Raw genomic sequence first — 20,803 nt, 5'->3', positions numbered from 1 at the left:
ATCAGACGGTCTCGGAGTAGGCGGGGCGGCGGTCGGCAGGGAGGGGACGTCCGACGCCCGCCGGATCCATCCCGGGGGCAGGCACTTGGTGGAGGCCGTCGTTGTTCAGGCCTGCCCCGGCACCCATGTCCACGGCCTGCGCGGGCATGGGTTCCACCGCTTCTCCGGCGAAGACGCGGCGGACCCGGTCGGCGTCGAGGGTGCGGTCCCACCAGGCGATGAACAGGGTGGCCACCGCGTTGCCGGTGAAGTTCACCAGGGCGCGGCATTCGGACATGAACTTGTCGATGCCGAAAATCAACATGATGCCGGCCGCCGGGATGGTGCCGATGGTGGCCAGGGTGGCCGTCAATGCGATGAAGCCGCCGCCTGCCACGCCCGCGGCCCCCTTGGAGGTCAGGAGCATGACGGCGAGCAGGCCCAGCTGCTGGCCGATGGTCAGGTGGGTGTTGGTGGCTTGGGCGATGTAGAGCGCCGCGAGGGACAGGTAGATGGCCGCACCGTCCAGGTTGAAGCTGTAGCCGGTGGGGACCACCAGGCCCACGGTTTCCTTCTTGACGCCGGCGTGCTCAAGCTTGCGCATCAGGCCGGGGAGGGCGGGTTCCGCGGTGGAGGTGCCCAGGATGAGCATGTACTCCTCTTTGAGGTGCCGGATCATGCTGAAGATGTTCAGCTTCAGGAAGGCCATGACCGAGCCGAGGACCACCACCACGAACAAGATGGAGGTTGCGTAGAAGAGCGCGATCAGTCCACCCATGCTGGTCAGGGACGAGACGCCGTACTTGCCGACGGCGAAGGCCATGGCACCGAACGCACCAAGCGGTGCTGCTTTCATGATGAAGCCCAGGATCTTGAACATGACCCCGGTGAGGCGCTGCACGCCGTCCAGGACCGGGGCGCCGACCTTGCCCATGGCGTTCAGGGCGATGCCGAAGACCACGGCGATGAAGATGATCTGCAGGATGTCACCCGCCACGAACGGTTGGACCACGCTGGTGGGGATGATGTGGGTGATAAATTCCCACCATTCCTGGTGCTGGCCAGCGTCGATCAGCTTCGCGGCCGCATCGGAGGTCTTGATGGCGCCGGGGTCGGCGTTCACGCCTTCGCCGAGGCGGAAGACGTTGATGGCCACCAGTCCGAAGGCCAGGGCGCAGATGGTGCCGACCTGGAAGTACGTCAGCGCCTTCAGCCCGGTCATGCCCACCTTCTTCAGGTCGGCGACGCTGGCGATGCCGCCCACGATCGTGAGGAACACGATGGGGCCGATGAGCATCTTCATCGCGTTCACGAACGTGGTGCCGATCGGTTCCATGGCTATGCCGGTGGCCGGGGCGAGCCAGCCCACCAGGATGCCGATGACGATAGCTGTCAGTACCCAGAAATACAGTTGCCGGTACCAACGGGTTTTAGGGGCCGCTGTTGCAGCTGCGGCCATGCTGTTGTGGTCCATGATTCCTACCTCATTGTTGGAATGTCGCTGGAGTATTGCTGAAGAAGTCTGTTTAGGGGGTGACGTACGACGGCGGCCCGCCAGTCGCCGTCGTACGTCACCGTTAGTGGGCCATTAGTTGGTGGGTGCCCTAGACGGCGGCCGGAGCCAGCGTCAGTGCCTTGATGATCGCCTCGGTGACGTCCTCCGTGGTGGCGTCGCCGCCCACGTCGCGGGACAGGTGCCCGGCGCCGGTGGCGGCTTCGATGGCGGCCTCCACCCGGCGTGCTTCGGCGTGCAGGCCGAAGTGGTCCAGCATCAGGGCGGCGGAAGCGATGGCGCCGATGGGGTTGCTGATGCCCTGGCCGGCGATGTCCGGCGCCGATCCGTGGACGGGTTCAAACATGGACGGGAAGCGGCGCTCCGGGTTCAGGTTGGCGCTGGCGGCCAGGCCCAGGCTGCCGGCCAGGGCGGAACCAAGGTCGGAGAGGATGTCCGCGTTCAGATTGGACGCCACCACCACGGACAGGTCCTCGGGCTTGAGGATGAACTTGGCGCTCATGGCATCCACCAGGACACTTTCGGTCTGGACGTCCGGGTAGTCCAGCGCCACGCGGTTGAAGACCTCGTCCCAGAGGACCATGCCGTACTGCTGGGCGTTGGACTTGGTCACCGAGGACACTTTCTTCACCGTGCGGGTCCGTGCCAGGTCGAACGCGAAGCGCATGATGCGCTCGCAGCCCTTTTCGGTGAACAGCGCTGTCTGCAGGGCCACCTCGTTGCCGGGGCCGCGGCCGCTCAGGTTGCGGCCACCCAGGCCGGCGTATTCGCCCTCGCTGTTTTCGCGGACCACAACCCAGTCCAGTTCCGTGTTGTCGGCTTTGCGCAGCGGGGACTGCACGCCCGGAAGGAACTTCACGGGGCGGATGTTGGCCCACTGGTCGAAGTTCTGGGTGATGTTCAGCCGCAGGCCCCAAAGGCTGACGTGGTCCGGGACGTTTTCCCAGCCCACTGCTCCGAAGTAGATGGCGTCGAAGTCCTTGAGGGCTTCCAGTCCCTTGGGGTCCATCATCTGCCCGGTCCTGGCGTAATACTCCGAGCCCCAGGGGAACTCGGTCCAGTCGAAGGCGAACTTGCCGTTGGAGTTCCCGGCCAGGGCGTCCAGGACGCGGCGGCCGGCGGCCACCACTTCCTTGCCCACCCCGTCCGCGGGGATCGAAGCGATGCTGAAAGTCTGGTTGGCGCCCATATGGCTACCTCCTCGTTGAGTGTGGGCAGTGTGTCCTGTTGCGGGGGTCACACTGTTTTCTTCCTCTTCAAGTAGACGGGGCGCGCCCCGGCAGCGTCCAAGACCAAGATTCGATCCGGCTGATAGGAAAGGCCTATCAATTTTGGAATCGATTGCTCCGACAACGCCCTTTTGAACCCCCAAACGGCGTTATCGGAGCAATCGGTGAGCAGGTGTGAGGGCTTATTCCGCGTGCTGCCGGGCGACAGCCAGGAAAGCCCGTGCCGCGGGAGTGAGATCATCCTTGCGGCTCAGGATGGCCACTTCGAGGTGCGAAACCGGTTCGATCAGGAGGGTCCGCAGGCCGGCTTTGTGTGCCGTGGGTGCCCACGAGGAGGGCATCACCGCGTGCCCCACGCCCGCCAGCACGAGGGGGAGGATGGAGGTGCGGTGCGCCACCTCCACCACAATCTCGGCTTCGACGCCGTGGGCCAGCGCATCATCCACGAGCCAGCGCATCAGGGAACCGCGCTGGCTGGCAATGATGCGGTGGCCGCCAAGGTCCTCCCGCACGACAGCGCCGCCGGCCCCAAAGGTATCCGCCTGCGGGTTGACGATGAGGATCAGGGGCTGGCGCTCCAGTTGCAGGACTTCGACGCCGGGAACGCGGATGGCTGTGGGGGAACCGGCCAATCCGATTTCCGTGCTGCCGCTGCGCACGGACTCGATCACTTCCTCCGGCGTGAAGGCGGCTCCCACGTTCAGCCGGACCGACGGGTAGGCCTGGGTGAAGGCGGCGATCATGGAGGTGAGGGGCTCGATTCCCGGTGACGGCATGGTGATGATGTCCAGCTGGCCGCTGCGGATGCCGCGAAGCGCCTGCACCACAGACTGTGCCGCTGCCAGGTCCCGCATCACCAGCCGTGCCGGACCCACCAGTTCCTTCCCGGCGTCGCTGAGGACAGCGCGGCGGCCGATCCTGTGGAACAGGGGGACGCCCAGCTCCTTCTCCAGCCCGGCGATGGTCTGTGACAGCGAGGGCTGGGCGATCAGCAGGTGTTCCGCCGCGCGGTTGAAGCCACCGTGGTCAACCACTGCCAGGAAATACTTCAGTTTCCGGGTGTCCAAAGCGGGCTCCTTCTGCGGCTGGCAGTTACTGCGATGCGCCTGAAGCCTACCTACGCGTGCCCCGTCCCGCGAATCCCCCTTTCCCCCTTGTTTTGCCGGCTTTGCCCACTAAGGCGGCTGCCGGTCGTATTCTTAGAGCAAGGGTTTTGCAGTGGGCCGGAGTGCTGATATCAGGACTGGAGCATGGCCGCTGAACCCATGGGGCAGGTTGGCTGGGGACCGCCTCCAGTTACCCCGGAGCCGGTTTTCGACAGCAAGGACGTCGAAGACTACCTCCGGGATGTCACCCGCGATTTCATGGCGGGTATAAAAGGTGAGTGCCGCAGCATCAGCTGGGCGGCCACCCTCTTCCGCCTGGGCAAGGCGCGCACGCTCGCGGCAAGCACTGAGCAGGCCCTTGAGGCCGACCGGGAACAATGCTCGTTTGCCGACGGGCCGGTCATGGAAGCCATGCGCACCGGCGAATTCGTCCTGGTGTCCGACCTGAGCCGGGACCGCCGCTGGCCCGGGTATTCCAGCGCTGCTGCCGGCCATGGCGTGCAGTCCCTGCTCTCTGTCCCGATCCTCACCGAAGGCGGGACCGGCGCCGCCATCAACCTTTACGCGCCGTACCCGCACGCCTTCACCAGCGATGACCTGATGCGCAGCCAAAGCTATGCCCGTGAGGTGGGGCGGGCACTGCATGTTGTGGTCCGGGTGGCCGAGCGTGCGGAAGCGACGGCGGGTATCGCCGTCGTCCAAAGCTCACTGGTCCTGGTGGACCTCGCGGTGCGCAGCCTCATGAATGAATACGGACTCACCCGGGAGGGCGCGCTGCGTTTCCTGCAGACGCAGGCGCTGCACCACGAAGTGGACCTCCGGGACGTGGCACTTAACGTCGTGGCCCCCGCTGGGATGGACCGCGGGGCAGGGCAGCCTTCGGGGCTGCGGCAGGAAACGTACGACGGCGTGGCGGAGCTCCCGCGGCCGTCGTCGGCGGGGCGGGACTTTCCGACCGGGACGTCGCCCCGCAAGGACGCTGCGGCGGGGACGGAACCCCCGCCTGCTGCGGAAGGGAGGACGGCATGACCATCGAGAAACAGGAACTGCACTCCATCGCGGAACGACGGGACAGGCACCCCTGGCACCGGTTCGTTGCCCTGGGAGACTCCTACACTGAAGGAATTGGCGACCCCGAACCACACAGCCTGGGCGGTCTCCGGGGCTGGGCTGACCGGGTGGCGGAGGAACTGGCCGACGGCCAACCGGACTTCGCCTATGCCAACCTCGCCATCCGCGGCATGCTGCTGGGGCAGATCCTCGACGGGCAACTGGCACCGGCACTGGCGCTGAAACCCGACCTGATCGCGATGTCCGGCGGTGGCAACGACATCGTGTTCCGCCACGGTGACCCGGACAAACTGGCGGAAAAGATCGACGAGGCCGTGGGTATCCTCACTGCCACGGGCGCCACCGTGCTGCTGTATGCCGGGCCGGACTGGGGGAACACGCCGGTGTTCGGCAAGATCCGCGGCCGCGTGGCGATCTACAACGAGCATCTCCACAGGATCGGAGCCCGGCACCACGCCATCATGGTTGACCTCTGGTGCCTGCCGGAGCTGCAGCATGCACTGATGTGGGATCCGGACCGGCTGCACCTGTCCCCGCTGGGGCACCACTCGGTGGCCGTGGCCACCCTTAACGCACTGGGTGTACCGCATACGCTCAAGCCGTCCCAGCCCCGGCCACTTCCCGCCCACGGCTGGACGCAGGCCCGGGCCGAAGACCTGGTTTGGGCGAAGCAGTACTTTGTGCCGTGGGTACTGAAACGGATGCGGCCCCACCAAGGCATTGGGTTGGCGGCCAAGCGGCCGCAGCCTGGCCCGGTGTTCGGCCTTGGCCGTCCCGGTCCCTTCCCGCCCGGACACCCGGCGGCCCGGACGTCCCTGCCCGGCGCCCCTCATGAGGTGCAGGCTGGACTGGACCCGGGGCTCGGAAGCGGCAGGGTGGCTTAGCGCTTCTTGGGGGAGCGCTTCGCCGCTGCCTTCATTGCAGCCTTGGCCGCGGGCGGCAGTACGCCCTGCTCGGTTTCGGGTTCAGCCACCGTTCCGCGTGCCTTCGCGATGGCCTTCATGCTGTGGTAGATCACCAGGGCGGCGGCGGAACCCAGGGCGATGCCGGTGAACTTCAGGTCACCGATCGTCCAGGTGTAGTCGGCGATGCCGATGATCAGGGCCACTGCGGCAGTGGTCAGGTTGACCGGGTTGGAGAAGTTCACCTTGTTCTGCACCCAGATCTTCACGCCCAGAATGCCGATCATGCCGTACAGCATGGTGGCGGCACCGCCCAGAACGCCTGCCGGGACGGTGGCAATCAGTTCGCCGAACTTCGGTGAGAAGCTGAGCAGGATGGCGAACATTCCCGCCACCCAATAGGCCGCCGTCGAATAGACCTTGGTGGCCGCCATGACGCCGATGTTCTCCGCGTAGGTGGTGGTGCCCGAGCCTCCGCCGAGGCCGGCCAGTACGGTGGCGGCACCATCGGCCATCAAGGCGCGTCCGGAGACGCCGTCGAGGTTCTGTCCTGTCATGGCGGCTACGGACTTTACGTGGCCGATGTTCTCGGCCACCAGGACCAGGACCACCGGGACGAACAGGCCCAGGACGCCGATGTGGAACTCGGGGGTCTGGAAGTGCGGCAGGCCCACCCAGGCTGCGGCGTCCATCTTGTCGTACTTCACTTCGCCCCGGAGCATGGCCGCCAGGTAGCCCACCACCACGCCCACCAGGATGCTGAGCCGGCCCAGGATCCCGCGGAACAGGACGCTGACCAGGATGATGGTGACCAGTGTGATCAGGGCGGTGATCGGCGCGGCGTCGAAATTCTGCTTGGCGGCGGGGGCAAGGTTCAGGCCGATCAGCGCCACGATGGCGCCGGTGACGATGGGCGGCATCAACCGGTTGATCCAGCCCGCACCGAACCTCTGCACGACGGCCCCCACCAGGGCCAGGGCGGCGCCCGCAAGGACTACGCCGCCCAGGGCGCCTGGGATGCCGAACTGCGCCTGCGAGGCGGTGATGGGTGCGATGAACGCAAAGCTGGAGCCGAGGTAGCTGGGCACCCGGCCCTTGGTAATTACCAGAAACAGCAGTGTGCCGATCCCCGAGAAGAAGAGCGTGGTGGCGGGCGGCATCCCGGTGATGATGGGAACCAGGAACGTGGCGCCGAACATGGCCACCACGTGCTGCATGCCCACGCCGATGGTCAGGGGCCACGCCAGACGCTCATCCGGGGCCACCACCTGGCCGGGCTTGATGGTTTTGCCGGTGCCGTGCAGCTTCCATTTGATTCCGAGCATGCTCATGGGAAGGAATGCCTTTCAGGGGGTGCCGCGAGGGGCGAAGATCAGCCCGCTCCAGAATACCGCCAAGTTTTGTGCCGGTCCGCTGTGGGCAAGGTCACCCGGCGTCACGGGAAGAGGAGGAAAGCAGTTGAAGTTGCAACTATGGAAAGCATCAGAGGCCACCCCGGCAGGCGGGCGGCGCAGCGAAAGGTAAGCCAATGACCATTGCCCACGAAGAAGCGGTTATCGATTCGGCAGCCGTGGACGCCATTTTTGCCCAGGCCCGCACCGCCAACTCCTTCACCGGCGAGGTGACCGAGGAGCAGGCCCAGGCCATCTACGAGCTCACCAAGTTCGGCCCCACCGCCTTCAACTCGCAGCCCCTGCGCGTCACCTATGTCCGCTCGCCCGAGGCCCGTGCCACCCTGGTGGACGCGCTGTCCCGCGGCAACCAGGGCAAGACGGCCTCCGCCCCGCTCGTGGCCATCCTCAGCTACGACACCGACTGGGCTGGCAAGTGGGACAACTTCCTCCCCGGCTACAACGCCCCGAAGGCCATGTACGACGCCGACCCGGAGCTGGCCGCCGCCACGGGCAACAACAACGCCCACCTGCAGGCCGGTTACTTCATCCTGGCCGTCCGTTCGCTTGGTTTCGCTGCCGGCCCCATGACCGGCGCTGACTTCGCCGCTATCGATGCAGCCTTCTTCCCGGCCGGCGACCAGAAGAGCTTCCTGGTGGTCAACATCGGCCAGCCGACCGAGGACGCCTGGGGCGAGGCGAAGCCCAAGTTCTCCTACGACGAGGCCGTCCGGACCGTCTAACCTCCCACGCCCGCTCACTTTTGGCGGTCTTTCGGCAAACGCCCGCTCACTTTTGGCGGTCTTTCGGCAAACGCCCGCTCACACGGTGAGCGGGCGTTTGCTGTTTCTCTGCATAATGTGAGCGGGGGTGTGACCATCGCCTGTCAAAAGTGAGCGGGCGTCTGCGGGGCTGGTGGGAGACTGGGCGTATGCCTGTGCGGAACCTTATCTTTGTGGCCTTCGTCGAACCTGTGGCTGCCGGCCAGGTTTTTCCACGGACGGAGTGGCCGCTGCACATCACCCTGGTGAGGTTCGACGCCGCCACCACGGACGGTGCCGACGTCGCCGAAAGCATCGCCCGGCTCGCGGCGCCGCGCGCCGAAGCAGCGCTTGGCAGTCCGCTGGCGGTGGGGGAGGACGCGGGATTCGGGCGAAACGGCTCCGTCCCGGTCAACCTCATCAGGCCGCAACCGGACCTCCAGAGGCTGCACGAGCATCTCGTCGAGGCAGTCGGCACCACCGGCGGGAGGGTCCTGACACCGGCGCACACGCTCGCAGGCTACCGCCCCCACGTCTCACACCACGGCAGCAAGCGCCTCCACCCGGGCGACGCCGTCGTGCTTGACCGCGTCGCCCTGGTGGACATGGCTCCCGACGGCGACCACACCATCAGGCGCGTCCTCCGGCTCTGGAGCCGCGATCCTGAGCAGGGCCAGCCGCAGGGCTAGGCGATGACGCTGTCCACCAGCGCCTTGGCCTCCGCCTGCACCTGCTTCAGGTGCTCTTCACCCTTGAAGGACTCGGCGTAGATCTTGTACACATCCTCGGTGCCGGACGGGCGGGCCGCGAACCAGGCGTTTTCGGTGACAACCTTCAGGCCGCCGATGGCCGCGCCGTTGCCGGGGGCCTCGGTGAGCTTTGCAGTGATCGTCTCACCCGCCAGTTCCGTTGCCGTGACATCCGACGGCGACAGCTTGCCAAGCGCAGCCTTCTGCTCACGGGTGGCGGCGGCGTCGATCCGGGCGTAGACGGGGGCGCCGAACTGGTCTGTCAGTCCCTTGTACAGCTGGGACGGGGAAGTACCCGTGACCGCGGTGATTTCCGAGGCCAATAGGGCCAGCAGGATGCCGTCCTTGTCCGTGGTCCACACACTGCCGTCCAGCTTGTTGAAGGACGCACCCGCGGATTCCTCGCCGCCAAAAGCGCCTTCACCGGAGAGCAGGCCGGGCACGAACCATTTGAAGCCCACCGGAACCTCAACAAGCTTGCGGCCCAGGTTCCCGGCCACGCGGTCGATGATGGAGGAGGACACCAGGGTTTTGCCGATGACCGACGCGGGGTTCCAGCCGCTGCGGTTGCGGTAGAGGTAGTCGATGGCGACGGCCAGGTAGTGGTTGGGGTTCATCAGCCCGCCGTCCGGGGTGACGATGCCGTGGCGGTCGGCGTCGGCGTCGTTGCCGGTGGCGACGTCGAAGGCGGCCTGGCCGGTGGCTGCGGCGTCGGACATCCGCTGGATCAGCGACGCCATGGCGGACGGCGAGGAGCAGTCCATGCGGATCTTCTCGTCCCAGTCCAGGGTCATGAAGGCCCACTGCGGGTCCACGGTCGGGTTCACCACGGTGAGGTCCAGGTGGTGGCGCTCACCGATCTCGCCCCAGTAATCCACGGACGCGCCGCCCATGGGATCGGCACCGATCCGGACGCCGGCATTGCGGATGGCATCCAGGTTCAGGACGGACGGAAGGTCGTCCACGTAGCTGCTCAGGAAGTCGAACTTGCCCGTGGTGTCTGCGGCCTGGGCGTCAGCCAGAGGGATCCGCTTTACGCCGCGCAGGCCGTTTTCCAGCAGTTCGTTGGCCCGGTTGGCGATCCAGCCGGTGGCGTCCGAGTCCGCGGGGCCGCCGTGCGGAGGGTTGTACTTGAAGCCGCCGTCGGCAGGCGGGTTGTGGCTGGGGGTCACCACGATGCCGTCGGCCTGCGGGGCTCCGGGCGCCGCCTTCCGGTTGTAGGTCAGGATGGCATGGCTCAGTGCCGGTGTGGGGGTGTAGCCGTGCCGGGCGTCAACGAGGACCTGCACGCCGTTGGCGGCGAGCACCTCCAGGGCGGAGTTCTGCGCGGGCTCGCTCAGCGCGTGGGTGTCCTTGGCCAGGAACAGGGGGCCGGTGACGCCCTGCGCCGCCCGGTATTCCACGATTGCCTGGGTGATGGCCACGATGTGCTGTTCGTTAAACGACGCCTTGAGGCTGGAACCCCGGTGCCCGGAGGTGCCAAACACCACGCGCTGGCCGGGATCACCCAGGTCCGGCGCAATGTCGTAATACGCGTCAAGGAGCGCAGTGATGTCAACAAGGTCCTGGGGTTGGGCAACTGTGCCCGCGCGGCTAGCCATGGCTCCAGCATGCCAGAAGCTGGCAGGAGTCCAAACGACCCGCCCAAAATTCCGGCCCTTTGACACGCAATAACGTCATCAACCAAGTAGTCCACCTGAGTACACGGCCGGAAAGTACCTATATACCGGCCCTTTCGCACCCTGCTACCTTTCAAAAAATCCAGGAAAACAACTGAAAGGAACGGACGACGGCGGGCCGCCGCCGTCGTCCTGTCCGGCAAGGAAACGGGGACGTCCAATGGGGGCAGGAGACGGGGCAGCGGATCAGTCCAGGCTGGCTGCCGAGCGCGTTGCGAGGCTGAAGCGCCAACTCGACCAGGCCGAACGGTGCACGAAGGCGTGGGATGCCGGCGCCGTGGGGGAGCGGGTGGTCGCCGAGAAGCTCAGCGAACTGGTCCCGCGCGGCTGGTACGTACTCCACGACGTCCACTGGCCCGGCCGGCCCAAAGCCAATCTCGACCACGTCCTGGTGGGTCCCGGCGGCGTGGTGGTGGTCGATTCGAAGAACTGGACCGGCGAAGTCCGGGTGGCCTCCGGAGTTCTGTGGCAGGGCCGGTTTGCCCGGACCCAAGCCGTGGAAGGCGCCCTGGCCCAGTGTGCAGCCGTGGCCTCGGTACTGGCTCCGCCGCACCGCCGGCTGGTGCGCCCACTCATCTGCATGGCCGCGCAGCCTGACCTTTTCGGGGTGACGGATTCCGATGTTGCCGTGGCGGGTTCGCAGCGGGTGGTGGGCGCCATCGAGGCGCTGCCGGCAGTGCTCGACCAGCAGACTGTGGTGGGCCTGTACGCGCAGCTGGGCCAGCAGCTCACCCATGAGCAGGAGCCTGGCATCACCGCCCTGCGCAGCGTGCGGCCGGGAACCGTGGTGCGCCCGGCAGGAGCATTGCCACCGGCCGGCCCGGCAGCAGCTACGCGGGAGAATTCCGGATCGGGGGCCGGAACGAGCCGGGACGGAACGGGCCGGAGCCAAAGCGCGGCGCGGCACCCCGCCGGGCGCGCCCTTCCCCCGGGCGGAACGAAGGCAGGACAGCCGGCACGGCAGAGGGCGGGAACGCGGGCAGGCGGGCCGGCGGGAACGCGGACAGGGTCGTCGGCAGGATCGGCGCGCCGGGGCCGGAACGGCAAAGCGCAGCAGCATGGCGGTACCAGCGGAGGGAAGCTTGCCCTGCTGGCGGCCTTCGTCATTTTTGCCGTGTATATCCTGCCCTACTTGGGCCGTTAGCCTCCAGCGCATCTCCCGGCAGCAGCCGGTCCTGGGCCGCCCTACGGACTGCGGCTGTCAGGCGCTTGAGCCGTTCTGAATCCAGGGTCCAGGCCTGCCAGTACAGGGCCACATCCTGGTGGACGTTGTCCTCAAGCAGGACCAGGGCACCGGACGCCAGCTCATCCGTGAGCTGAAGCTCCGGAATCATCCCCCAGCCCAGGCCGGCTTTGACCGCGGCGAAGAACCCCTGGGACGAAGGGACGGTGTGCGTGGGCGGGAACTGCGGCAGGCTCTTCGCGGTGAGCAACTGCTGCTGCAGGTTGTCTTTCGTATTGAACTTCAGGACCGGCATCGCTGCCCAGTCCACGCGGCCGGAGCCTGAAAAGCTGCGGCGCAGCCCGGGTGTGGCCACCGGGACGTACCGCATGGAGCCCAACAGCTCCACCCTGCAGCCGCTCACCGGGACAGGGTCCGACGTCACGGCCCCCATGACCTCGCCCTCGCGGAGCAACTGGCTGCTGTAGCCCTGGTCCTCAACGTGGAGATCGAGGACAGAGTCCTCCCATGCTGCGGCCTGGTGCAGGACCGGGACCAGCCAGGTGGCCAGCGAATCCGCGTTGACGGCCACCGGCAGGTGGGCCCGGGCCGGACCGCTCGAGCCCAGCGCTGCCGACGTCTCCGCCTCCAGCACCTGCACCTGGCGGGCCATCCGCAGCAGCAGCGCGCCGGCGTCGGTCGCCGTGCAGGGCAGCCTTCGGCGCACCAGCACCTGGCCTACCGACGCTTCCAGGGCCTTGATCCGCTGGCTCACAGCCGACGGCGTAACGCGCAGCAGATCTGCCGCTGCCTCGAACGTTCCTTCGTCAATGACAGCCACCAGCGCTTTCAGATGCTCAAGGTTCATGAAGCTATTCTAATGACCCCTCAGAATCCTTTATTTGCCTACAGTGGGAGGGGAAACTTACCGTCATAGCTATGTGGACTGCAGGAATAACGGGAATGCTTACCGGGATGGCGCTGATCGTGGCGATTGGCGCCCAGAATGCCTTCGTGCTTCGCCAGGGCATCCGGCGGGAGCACGTGGGGGCGGTGGTGGCTGTCTGCATGGCTGGCGATGCGGTGCTGATCGTGGGTGGCACGGCGGGCATCGGGGCTGTGGTTACCAGGTTCCCCGAGGCGCTGGAAGTGCTGCGCTGGGCCGGAGCCGCCTACCTGCTGTGGTTCGCGGCACGGTCCTTCATGGCGGCGGCGAAACCCTCGGCATTGGCGGAGCAGGCGCCCAGGTCGAAGAACTCGGTGATCGCCACTACGGCGGCCCTGACCTTCCTGAACCCGCACGTCTACCTGGACACCGTGGTGCTGGTGGGCAGCCTTGCCAACCAGCAGGGCGCCGACCTGCGGTGGATCTTCGCCGCAGGCGCGGTCACCGGAAGCGTGCTGTGGTTCTCCGCCCTGGGGTACGGGGCAAGGGCGCTGGCGGGAGTGCTCAGCAGCACCCGCACCTGGCGCTGGATTGATGCTGCCATCGGCGTGCTGATGCTGATCCTGGCGGTCCGCCTGGTCCTGCACTGAAGTAGGCTGGAGCCAGATTCGCAGGGGAGAAACCATGAGCAACCAGCCATCCCAGGGGCCTGACTACCAGCGTGACGGTTCGCCGTGGCCCAGCTACCAGCCGCCGCCCCAGTACGGGCAGCCCCAGTATGGCCAAGGCCAGTACAACCAAGCGCAATATGGCCAGGCGCGGTACAACCAGCCGCCATACAACCAGCCGCAGTACTTTGGCCAGCAGCCCTACTATGGCCGGCCGGTGGAAGCGAAGACCCTGAGCATCGCGAGCATGGTCTGCGGCATTGCCTCGGTCCTCATGGGCTGGCTGCTGCTCCCGCAGTTCGCCGCCATCATCACCGGCCACTTGGCCCTCCGGCGCGAACCCTCGGGCAGGGGGATGTCCATCACGGGCCTGGTGCTGGGCTACCTGTGCCTGCTGGGCTACGGGGCCATCTGGCTGCTGCTCATCATCGGCCTGGCCGTCGCCGGCACTGCCGGTTCCAATACCGGCACTTTCTAGCCCTGCCCGAGCGGGAAGCAACGGCGGCGGAGACCCGGGCGCCCGGGTGACCATGGCACCCGGGCCCGGGCCGCCGTCGTGCCTTATCCCTTCATGGCCGCGACCGCAGGCACCTCAACCTGATTGTCCGGATAGATGGTCTGCGCCGGCGCACGGTTGGTGGCACGGGCCCACGGGTAGTAGATGGCCAGCGTGGCAACGATCCCCACAAGCCAGGAGATGTCGGCGCCGCCCAGGAGTTTGGTGACGGGGCCCGTGTACAGCGCCTGGGCCAGGAGCGGGACCTGGATGACGACGCCGATTCCGTAGGAAACCAGGGCGGCGACGTTCCAGCGGCCGTAACGCCCGTCCGGGTTGTAGAGGGCGGGGATGTCCAGGCGGTCCCGAGAGATCTTGTAGTAGTCCACCAGGTTGATCACCGACCAGGGCGTGAACACCATGAGCAGCAGGAGGACGAAGTTCTTGAACAGGTTCAGGAAGTCCTTGCTGGCAAACAACGCGATGAGTACGCTGGCGCCGATCACCGCGACGATGAAGGCAATCCGCACCGCCTTGGAGACGGTATCCCTGCGGTTGACGGCGGTGCTGATGGTGACGCCGCACATGAAGGCGCCGTAGGCATTCAGGCAGTTCACCGTGAGTTTGCCGGTAACGATCATCAGGTAGATGAAGACGGCGATCAGCCCGCCGCCGGCGAGGTCGCCCATGTAGCCCACCTGGTTCTTCAGGAAGTCCCCGCCCAGCTTGGCGGCGGAAAGGCCGCCGGCCAGGGCGCCCAGGGTCATGGCCCACTGGGCACCGCCCACGGAGCCGGCGAACGTGTACCAGAAGGTCTTCCGTTCCGAGGTGTCCGCGGGCAGGTAGCGGGAGTAGTCGGCAACATAGGGGCCGAAGGTGAGCTGCCAGCCGGCGCCCAGGGCAATCGCGGTGAGGAACGTGGGCCATTCAAAGCCCTTGACCATCATTACCTGCGTGATGTCGAACTTGGTGGCAACGGCAACCGTCAGGTACAGGAAGCCTGCCAGGCCCAGCACGGTGGCGATGCGGCCCAGCGCGTGGATGTATTTGTAGCCCAGGATGGCCAGCAGCGCTGTCGCGGCACCGAAGATGAGGATTCCGACGGCGGGCGCGTCCACTCCCAGCATGAGGTTGATCGCCTGCCCCGAGAGGACGGTGCCGGTGGAGGCGAATCCGACGTACATCAGGATGACCAGTACCAGCGGAATCACGGCCCCGTAGACGCCGAACTGGGCGCGGCTGGAAATCATCTGCGGCAGGCCCAGCTTGGGACCCTGCGCGGAATGGAGGGCCATGACGGCGCCGCCCACCACGTTCCCCACCAGCAGGCCCACAATCGCCCAGAAAGCGTCCGCGCCGAATACCACCGCCAGGGCCCCGTCCACGATGGCGGTGATTTGGGCATTGGCGCCAAACCACAGGGTGAACTGGCCGCGCGGGTGGCCGTGCCGCTCGCTGGGCGGAATCATGTCGATCGATCGTGCCTCTACGGCGGTGCTGCCTCCGGCCATGGCCTAACTCCTCAGTGATGGAAACGTAGTGTCCATCACACCGGGTTTGGCTCTCCGTCTACACCCGCAACCGGCTCCTACTGTCCGGGAAGCCAGACGTCTCCGCGTGTCGCGCATAAAAGTCCCCTCCGGATGGACTATTCCCAAGCTCATTACAGGGGGAGCGGTCCGTGCGGCGGGAAGTTGCCTCCGCGAAAGCGGCTTGGGGCGACTAGCGGAGCAGCTCCACGTCCGAGACCAGCTCAATGTGCGCCAGCATGGCGTCTGCGGCCGCTTCCGGATCCTGGGCGCGGATGGCGTCGGCGATTTTCCGGTGCGAAGCCAGGGACTGCTCCGGCCGGCCGGGCTGGCCCAGGGACTCCATCCGGGTTTCCAGGATCATTTCGGCAATGAAGGCCATCAGCTGCGCCAGGACGGAGGAATGTGCCGCCGCGGTGATGGCCTGGTGGAACAGTTCGTCGCCGTGGGCGCCGCGGTCGCCGTCGTTAATTTCCTTGGCCATGACGTCCAGGGCGTTGTCGATGGCGGCGAGGTCCTGGTCAGTCCGGCGTTCCGCGGCGAGGGCGGCAAGCTTTACCTCCAGGGTGCTGCGCGCTTCCACGATCTCCGGCAGCCGGCTTTGGTGCTCACGCAGGCCCTTGATGACCGACGCGACGCTGGGCCGCCGGGCCAGGACCGCGCCGGTGCCGTGCTGCACGTCGATGACGCCCAGCACCTCCAGGGCCACCAGGGCCTGGGCCAGCGTGGCGCGGGAAACCCCCAGCCGTTCAGCCAGGTCGCGCTCGGCCGGCAGGAGATCGCCGGGGCGGAGCTGGGCGGACTCGATGTAGGCGAGGATCTGCTCCACCAGCTGCTCGTACAGCCGCGGCCGTGTGACGCGTTCCAGGCCCAGCCGTGCTGTCTTCTCCACAAAGCCCTCCCAAGGGTCGTACGAAACAGAATACCTCCTCGTTCTATTGACAGATAGACTCACTGTCTAAGAGGCTAGTCCAGTGAGCCAGTAACTCACGTCACATTCTTTCTTTCCCCAACGGAGGACCAACGATGTCCGCTCCTGTCCTATCGATCATCATCCTCGCGGCGATGTTCCTGCTCGCCACCGTCCTGCCCCTCAACATGGGTGCGCTCGCCTTCGTGGGCGCGTTTCTGCTCGGCGCCGTGGTGCTGGGCATGTCCACCAACGAGATCCTGGCCAACTTTCCGGGCGGCCTCTTCCTGACGATCGTCGGCGTCACCTACCTGTTCGCCATAGCCCAGAACAACGGCACCATTGACTTGCTGGTCCGCGGCGCCGTCCGGCTGGTGGGCAGCCGCGTCGCCCTCATCCCCTGGGTCATGTTCGCCATTACCGCCGTTATCACGGCCGTGGGCGCCCTCTCTCCCGCCGCCGTCGCCATCATTGCCCCCATTGCCCTGAGCTTCGCCGGCAAGTACAAGATCAGCCCGCTGCTGATGGGCATGATGGTGATCCACGGGGCGCAGGCGGGCGGCTTCTCGCCCATTGCCGTCTACGGCGTCACCGTCAACGGCATCCTGGCCAAGACGGACCTTGCGTTCAGCCCAACCGCGCTCTTCCTGTCGAGCTTCATTTTCAACCTGGTTATTGCCCTGGTGCTCTTCGTGGTCCTGGGCGGACGGAACCTCCTGTCCTCGAAGGTGGGCCACTTCGTGGAGCAGGCGGCTGAAGCCAGGATGGCCGTCAGCGTCGGCGCCAAAGCCGGCACCGACGTTCCCTTCAAGGGCTTCGGCTCCGGCATGTACGGTCCCCGGGACCCTGCCGGCGACGGCGTCGAGGCCACCAAGGAGCGCTCGCAGCGGATTCCGCAGCTGGTCACCATTGCCGGCCTGATCGTGCTGGCCGTCGTGGCCCTTGGCTTCAAGATGGACGTCGGCTTCGTGTCCATCACCATCGCCATCGTGCTGGCCCTGGTTTCACCGGCAGCGCAGAAGGGCGCCATCAACAAGATCAGCTGGTCCACCGTGCTGTTGATCTGCGGCATGCTGACCTTCGTGGGCGTGCTGGAGGAAGCCGGCACCATCGAATTCGTTTCGAACGGCGTGGCCGGCATGGGCATGCCGCTGCTGGCCGCCCTCCTGATCTGCTTTATCGGCGCCGTGGTATCCGCTTTCGCCTCCTCCACCGCCATCCTGGCCGCCCTCATCCCCTTGGCCGTGCCGTTCCTCTCCACCGGCGAGATCGGCGCCGTCGGCGTCATCTGCGCCCTGGCGGTGTCCGCCACCATCGTGGACGTCTCACCGTTCTCCACCAACGGTGCCCTGGTGCTGGCCAACGCCCCGGAAGGCGTGGACAAGGACCAGTTCTACAAGCGGATCCTCGGCTACAGCGGCATCGTCATCGTCGCCGGTCCCGTCCTGGCATGGCTGGCGCTGGTGGTGCCCGGCTGGCTCTAGCCGCAACTGCACCCGCCGGCGATCCGCCATCCGTTCCAGAAAGGAAACCCAGACCATGAGCACCGAAAACCGCCAAGGCCCGCTGGCCGGGCACACCGTCGTCGACCTCAGCCGCGCACTGGCCGGACCCCACGCAGGCATGATGCTGGCGGATCTCGGCGCCCGCGTCATCAAGGTGGAGAACCCCGGAACCGGTGACGACACCCGCGGCTGGGGGCCGCCCTTCGTCGGGCCCGAAGACGACCTCCAGTCCACCTACTTCATGTCCTGCAACCGCAATAAGGAGTCCATCAGCCTGGACCTGAAGAGCGGCGACGGACAGGCGGTGCTTCGCGGCCTGCTGGAGCGGGCGGACGTGGTGATCGAGAACTTCCGGCCTGGGGTCATGGACCGGCTGGGCTTCTCCACCGCGGCGATGCATGAGCTCAACCCCCGGCTGGTGGTCCTGTCCATTACCGGTTTTGGCCACGACGGGCCCGAGTCCCAGCGCAGCGGCTACGACCAGATCCTGCAGGGCGAGGCGGGGCTCATGTCCCTCACCGGGTCCGGCCCGGACGACCCCCAGCGCGTCGGCGTCCCGATTGCCGACCTGCTCTCCGGCATGAACGGCGCCTTCGGCGTGCTGGCAGCCCTGGTGGAGCGGAACCAGACCGGGCAGGGAAAGGTAGTACGCACCTCGCTGCTGGCCTCACTGATCGGCGTCCACGCATTCCAGGGCACCAGGACCACGGTGGCGGGCGAAGTCCCGCAGGCTCAGGGCAACCACCATCCCTCGATCGCCCCTTACGGCCTGTTCAACTGCAAGGACGGAAGCGTGCAGATCAGCGTCGGCAGCGAGAAGCTGTGGCAGTCATTTGCTTCGGCCTTCGGCCTGGACCCGGCTGCCCCCGGCTTTGCCAGCAACGCCGAAAGGGTGCGCAACCGCGGCGGGGTGATTGCCGCCGTCGAACGCGCCTTCGCCGGCTACGGCGCGGCGGAACTGCTGGAAAAACTGAACGACGCCGGGATCCCGGCAGGGAAGGTCCGCTCGCTGGACGAGGTGTACGCCTGGGAACAGGTGGCGTCCCAGGGCCTCGTGGTGGATGTGGAGCACCCGCTGCTCGGAAAGGTGAGCCTGCCCGGGCCGCCGCTGCGGTTCTTCGCCCCCGGGGATGCAGCCGAAACCACCCCGACCGAGCACGATGCACCGCCGCTGCTGGACGAGGACGGGCCGGCGATCCGCGAGTGGCTGGGCCTGGCTTCTGCAACGGCAGGGGCGAAATAGCATGCCGACAAAGGAAAAGGTGCGGCACCTGAACGCAACGGAACTGCTGGACGCCGTGGTGGACGCGGGGTCGTTCGTCTCCTGGGACGCCGAGCCGGAACAGCCGGAGGTGTCCGTGGAGTACGCCCGCGACCTGGCCAAAGCGCGCGACCGCAGCGGCGCCGATGAGTCGGTGATCACCGGCGCCGGGCTCATCCGCGGCCGGCGCGTGGCGGTGATTGTCAGCGAATTCTCCTTCCTGGCCGGTTCGATCGGCCACGCGGCGGCGCAAAGGATCGTTGCCGCCGTCGAACGCGCCACCGCGGAAGGACTGCCGCTGCTGGCCGGGCCCGCCTCCGGGGGAACCCGGATGCAGGAAGGGACACTCGCGTTCCTTTCCATGGTGAAAATCACCGGCGCCGTCCGGGCGCACCGCCAGGCCGGCCTGCCATACCTCGTCTACCTGCGGCACCCCACCACCGGCGGTGTCATGGCCTCCTGGGGTTCTTTGGGCCATATCAACGTGGCGGAGCCGGGAGCCCTGCTGGGATTCCTCGGCCCCCGCGTGTATGAGGCGCTGTACGGCGAAGCGTTCCCCGAGAACGTGCAGGTGGCAGAGAACCTTTTCAACAAGGGACTGATCGACGGCGTGGTGGAGCCGGGTGACCTGGCCGACTTGGTGGGCCGGGCGCTGGACATCCTGATGCCGGAGAACTCGATGGCTGAAGGGGCGCTGTCGGCGCCACCCGAAACCCTGAACGTCCGGCCCTCAACCGTGGACGCGTGGACCTCCATCGGGATTTCCCGCCGGCCGCGGCGGCCGGACCTCCGCCAGCTGCTGAAGTTCGGCGCCACGGACGCCCTGCCGCTGAACGGGACGGGGCAGGGGGAGAAGGATCCCGGGTTGCTGCTGGCGCTGGCACGGTTTGGTGCCCAGTCCTGCATCGTGCTGGGCCACGCCCGCCCGCTGCGGAAGGACGCCGCGGGCATGGGGCCGGGTTCACTGCGTGAGGCCCGCCGGGGCATGAAGCTGGCGGAGGAGCTGCGGTTGCCCCTGCTCACTGTCATCGATACCGCCGGCGCCGCGTTGTCGCAGGAGGCGGAGGAGGGCGGACTTGCCGGCGAAATCGCGCGCTCCCTACATGAGCTGATCGGCCTGGAATCGCCGTCGGTTTCCGTGCTGCTTGGCCAGGGCGCGGGTGGAGGAGCGCTGGCGCTGCTGCCCGCCGACAGGACCATCGCCGCCCAGCACAGCTGGCTCTCGCCGCTGCCGCCGGAGGGTGCCAGCGCCATCGTGCACCGGACCACCTCATTTGCCCCGGCCATGGCCCAGGCGCAGGGGGTCAACGTCGCCGCGCTGTATGCCAACGGCCTCGTGGACCACATCGTGGATGAGCGCGACGATGCTTCACAGGAGCCACGCGAATTCTGCACCCGGATGGCACGGGCGATTGAGTACGAACTGGGCTCGGTCGCCGCTATGCCGGTGCAGGAACTCGTGGCCGCCCGGGCCCGGAAGTTCGCAAGCCTCGGCGGCTGCTGACGGCGCGGAGCCCAGATCCGGGAACGCGCCGGGAACCCTGGTCCCGGCCGCCTCACCTACCTCCGCTGCTGGGTCCGTGCCCGGTGCGCGTTGGAACGGAGCTGAAGGATACGCGCGCCGCCAGCCATGGCTACCAGCACGCCGCCCGTCACGGCTGCGATAAACAGTGCCATGCCCAGCGGGACTGCGCCCTCGAAGCCCAGGAATTTCACCAGAGCCTGTTCCTGGTTCTGCAGGATGAAAACGATCAGCAGGATCAGCAGCACCAGGGCAGCCACGACTGCTGCCCAGATGACTCCGGCGCGGGTGACTTTGCGCTCAGGAGGAGCTGCAGGGGTTGCCTTGGGCGCCGGTGGGACGGGCTGGGAGTCTGCCGGCCGAACGTCCGGCGCCGCGGGGGTGCCGGCCCTGTCGGCCGGAGTGGGGTAGTTGTCGGGCTCCGGCTGATCCCCGGCCCCGGGTGTGTACTGTCCAGCACTCATTCGCGTCCCCTTCCAAGATG

The 20,803-nt window shown here is 66.9% G+C and carries 19 protein-coding genes; 10 read left to right on the top strand and 9 right to left on the bottom strand.

What is annotated here, in order from left to right:
• Window position 1: 1 nt before the first annotated feature.
• The 3 genes from dctA to Q9R31_RS08915 all read right to left on the bottom strand — a co-directional run bounded on the left by dctA (window position 2) and on the right by Q9R31_RS08915 (window position 3,788).
• Window positions 2–1,453: a C4-dicarboxylate transporter DctA gene (dctA, locus tag Q9R31_RS08925; RefSeq protein ID WP_311262361.1), complete on the bottom strand. Its 1,452-nt coding sequence runs from the start codon at window positions 1,451–1,453 to the stop codon at window positions 2–4.
• 130 nt (window positions 1,454–1,583) lie between these two features.
• The gene (locus Q9R31_RS08920) at window positions 1,584–2,681 is read right to left on the bottom strand and encodes a tartrate dehydrogenase (RefSeq protein WP_311262360.1); all 1,098 of its coding nucleotides are present in this window, start codon (window positions 2,679–2,681) and stop codon (window positions 1,584–1,586) included.
• A 222-nt stretch (window positions 2,682–2,903) separates the two neighbouring features.
• The gene (locus Q9R31_RS08915; RefSeq protein ID WP_311262359.1) at window positions 2,904–3,788 is read right to left on the bottom strand and encodes a LysR family transcriptional regulator; all 885 of its coding nucleotides are present in this window, start codon (window positions 3,786–3,788) and stop codon (window positions 2,904–2,906) included.
• A 183-nt stretch (window positions 3,789–3,971) separates the two neighbouring features.
• On the opposite strand from Q9R31_RS08915, the gene Q9R31_RS08910 reads away from it, so the two are divergent.
• Both Q9R31_RS08910 and Q9R31_RS08905 read left to right on the top strand, forming a co-directional pair.
• Complete coding sequence (locus Q9R31_RS08910; protein WP_311262358.1) at window positions 3,972–4,856, top strand: GAF domain-containing protein; 885 nt, start codon at window positions 3,972–3,974, stop codon at window positions 4,854–4,856.
• A complete protein-coding gene (locus Q9R31_RS08905; protein ID WP_311262357.1) occupies window positions 4,853–5,782 on the top strand; it encodes an SGNH/GDSL hydrolase family protein in 930 nt (309 codons plus the stop codon). The genes Q9R31_RS08910 and Q9R31_RS08905 overlap by 4 nt, the downstream gene beginning before the upstream one ends.
• Here the strand turns inward: Q9R31_RS08905 and Q9R31_RS08900 are convergent.
• Entirely contained in the window at window positions 5,779–7,131 is a 1,353-nt protein-coding gene (locus tag Q9R31_RS08900) for a solute carrier family 23 protein (RefSeq protein ID WP_311262356.1), read from the bottom strand. The genes Q9R31_RS08905 and Q9R31_RS08900 overlap by 4 nt on opposite strands.
• A 197-nt stretch (window positions 7,132–7,328) precedes the next feature.
• Between Q9R31_RS08900 and Q9R31_RS08895 the strand changes: the two genes are divergently transcribed.
• Entirely contained in the window at window positions 7,329–7,934 is a 606-nt protein-coding gene (locus Q9R31_RS08895; protein WP_311262355.1) for a malonic semialdehyde reductase, read from the top strand.
• A gap of 188 nt (window positions 7,935–8,122) precedes the next feature.
• Entirely contained in the window at window positions 8,123–8,641 is a 519-nt protein-coding gene (locus Q9R31_RS08890) for a 2'-5' RNA ligase family protein (RefSeq protein ID WP_311262354.1), read from the top strand.
• Here the strand turns inward: Q9R31_RS08890 and pgm are convergent.
• Window positions 8,638–10,302, bottom strand: coding sequence for a phosphoglucomutase (alpha-D-glucose-1,6-bisphosphate-dependent) (gene pgm, locus Q9R31_RS08885; RefSeq protein ID WP_311262353.1), 1,665 nt, complete (start codon window positions 10,300–10,302; stop codon window positions 8,638–8,640). The two genes, Q9R31_RS08890 and pgm, sit on opposite strands and share 4 nt — an antisense overlap.
• 238 nt (window positions 10,303–10,540) lie before the next feature.
• Here pgm and Q9R31_RS08880 point away from each other — a divergent pair, with 238 nt between their 5' ends.
• A complete protein-coding gene (locus Q9R31_RS08880) occupies window positions 10,541–11,524 on the top strand; it encodes a nuclease-related domain-containing protein (protein WP_311262352.1) in 984 nt (327 codons plus the stop codon).
• Here Q9R31_RS08880 and Q9R31_RS08875 read toward each other — a convergent pair.
• Window positions 11,484–12,410 (bottom strand): LysR family transcriptional regulator ArgP, encoded by a 927-nt coding sequence (locus Q9R31_RS08875; protein WP_311262351.1) that lies wholly within the window; start codon window positions 12,408–12,410, stop codon window positions 11,484–11,486. The two genes, Q9R31_RS08880 and Q9R31_RS08875, sit on opposite strands and share 41 nt — an antisense overlap.
• A 95-nt stretch (window positions 12,411–12,505) precedes the next feature.
• Between Q9R31_RS08875 and Q9R31_RS08870 the strand changes: the two genes are divergently transcribed.
• Window positions 12,506–13,078 carry a LysE/ArgO family amino acid transporter gene (locus Q9R31_RS08870; protein WP_311262350.1) on the top strand — a complete coding sequence of 191 codons (573 nt, stop codon included), beginning with the start codon at window positions 12,506–12,508 and terminating at the stop codon, window positions 13,076–13,078.
• 34 nt (window positions 13,079–13,112) lie between these two features.
• Window positions 13,113–13,574 carry a DUF4190 domain-containing protein gene (locus Q9R31_RS08865; RefSeq protein WP_311262349.1) on the top strand — a complete coding sequence of 154 codons (462 nt, stop codon included), beginning with the start codon at window positions 13,113–13,115 and terminating at the stop codon, window positions 13,572–13,574.
• Window positions 13,575–13,657: 83 nt separating this feature from the next.
• On the opposite strand, the gene Q9R31_RS08860 is transcribed toward Q9R31_RS08865, so the two are convergent.
• A complete protein-coding gene (locus Q9R31_RS08860; protein WP_311262348.1) occupies window positions 13,658–15,103 on the bottom strand; it encodes a cytosine permease in 1,446 nt (481 codons plus the stop codon).
• 211 nt (window positions 15,104–15,314) lie between these two features.
• The gene (locus Q9R31_RS08855) at window positions 15,315–16,013 is read right to left on the bottom strand and encodes a FadR/GntR family transcriptional regulator (protein WP_311262347.1); all 699 of its coding nucleotides are present in this window, start codon (window positions 16,011–16,013) and stop codon (window positions 15,315–15,317) included.
• A 134-nt stretch (window positions 16,014–16,147) separates the two neighbouring features.
• On the opposite strand from Q9R31_RS08855, the gene Q9R31_RS08850 reads away from it, so the two are divergent.
• From Q9R31_RS08850 to Q9R31_RS08840, 3 genes are read left to right on the top strand one after another with little or no spacing between them, the layout of a single operon-like run.
• A complete protein-coding gene (locus Q9R31_RS08850) occupies window positions 16,148–17,515 on the top strand; it encodes an SLC13 family permease (RefSeq protein WP_311262346.1) in 1,368 nt (455 codons plus the stop codon).
• 55 nt (window positions 17,516–17,570) lie between these two features.
• Entirely contained in the window at window positions 17,571–18,779 is a 1,209-nt protein-coding gene (locus Q9R31_RS08845) for a CoA transferase (RefSeq protein WP_311262345.1), read from the top strand.
• A gap of 1 nt (window position 18,780) precedes the next feature.
• On the top strand, window positions 18,781–20,301 hold the full coding sequence (locus tag Q9R31_RS08840; protein ID WP_311262344.1) for a carboxyl transferase domain-containing protein: 1,521 nt from the start codon (window positions 18,781–18,783) through the stop codon (window positions 20,299–20,301).
• A gap of 56 nt (window positions 20,302–20,357) precedes the next feature.
• Here the strand turns inward: Q9R31_RS08840 and Q9R31_RS08835 are convergent, their stop codons facing one another.
• A complete protein-coding gene (locus Q9R31_RS08835) occupies window positions 20,358–20,783 on the bottom strand; it encodes a LapA family protein (protein WP_311262343.1) in 426 nt (141 codons plus the stop codon).
• Window positions 20,784–20,803 lie beyond the last annotated feature (20 nt).

The sequence above is a fragment of the Pseudarthrobacter sp. BRE9 genome, from assembly GCF_031844305.1.
Lineage (GTDB): Bacteria > Actinomycetota > Actinomycetes > Actinomycetales > Micrococcaceae > Arthrobacter.
The sequence above is the reverse complement of the archived record's forward strand: the minus strand, read 5'-3'. Positions and strand labels throughout refer to the sequence as shown.

Bases quoted from the DNA above. Each gene is read 5' to 3' on its own strand.
- dctA (WP_311262361.1), bottom strand. From the start codon at position 1,453: ATGGACCACAACAGCATGGCCGCAGCTGCAACAGCGGCCCCTAAAACC.
- Q9R31_RS08920 (WP_311262360.1), bottom strand. From the start codon at position 2,681: ATGGGCGCCAACCAGACTTTCAGCATCGCTTCGATCCCCGCGGACGGG.
- Q9R31_RS08910 (WP_311262358.1), top strand. From the start codon at position 3,972: ATGGCCGCTGAACCCATGGGGCAGGTTGGCTGGGGACCGCCTCCAGTT.
- Q9R31_RS08905 (WP_311262357.1), top strand. From the start codon at position 4,853: ATGACCATCGAGAAACAGGAACTGCACTCCATCGCGGAACGACGGGAC.
- Q9R31_RS08900 (WP_311262356.1), bottom strand. From the start codon at position 7,131: ATGAGCATGCTCGGAATCAAATGGAAGCTGCACGGCACCGGCAAAACC.
- Q9R31_RS08895 (WP_311262355.1), top strand. From the start codon at position 7,329: ATGACCATTGCCCACGAAGAAGCGGTTATCGATTCGGCAGCCGTGGAC.
- Q9R31_RS08890 (WP_311262354.1), top strand. From the start codon at position 8,123: ATGCCTGTGCGGAACCTTATCTTTGTGGCCTTCGTCGAACCTGTGGCT.
- pgm (WP_311262353.1), bottom strand. From the start codon at position 10,302: ATGGCTAGCCGCGCGGGCACAGTTGCCCAACCCCAGGACCTTGTTGAC.
- Q9R31_RS08880 (WP_311262352.1), top strand. From the start codon at position 10,541: ATGGGGGCAGGAGACGGGGCAGCGGATCAGTCCAGGCTGGCTGCCGAG.
- Q9R31_RS08875 (WP_311262351.1), bottom strand. From the start codon at position 12,410: ATGAACCTTGAGCATCTGAAAGCGCTGGTGGCTGTCATTGACGAAGGA.
- Q9R31_RS08870 (WP_311262350.1), top strand. From the start codon at position 12,506: ATGCTTACCGGGATGGCGCTGATCGTGGCGATTGGCGCCCAGAATGCC.
- Q9R31_RS08865 (WP_311262349.1), top strand. From the start codon at position 13,113: ATGAGCAACCAGCCATCCCAGGGGCCTGACTACCAGCGTGACGGTTCG.
- Q9R31_RS08860 (WP_311262348.1), bottom strand. From the start codon at position 15,103: ATGGCCGGAGGCAGCACCGCCGTAGAGGCACGATCGATCGACATGATT.
- Q9R31_RS08850 (WP_311262346.1), top strand. From the start codon at position 16,148: ATGTCCGCTCCTGTCCTATCGATCATCATCCTCGCGGCGATGTTCCTG.
- Q9R31_RS08845 (WP_311262345.1), top strand. From the start codon at position 17,571: ATGAGCACCGAAAACCGCCAAGGCCCGCTGGCCGGGCACACCGTCGTC.
- Q9R31_RS08840 (WP_311262344.1), top strand. From the start codon at position 18,781: ATGCCGACAAAGGAAAAGGTGCGGCACCTGAACGCAACGGAACTGCTG.
- Q9R31_RS08835 (WP_311262343.1), bottom strand. From the start codon at position 20,783: ATGAGTGCTGGACAGTACACACCCGGGGCCGGGGATCAGCCGGAGCCC.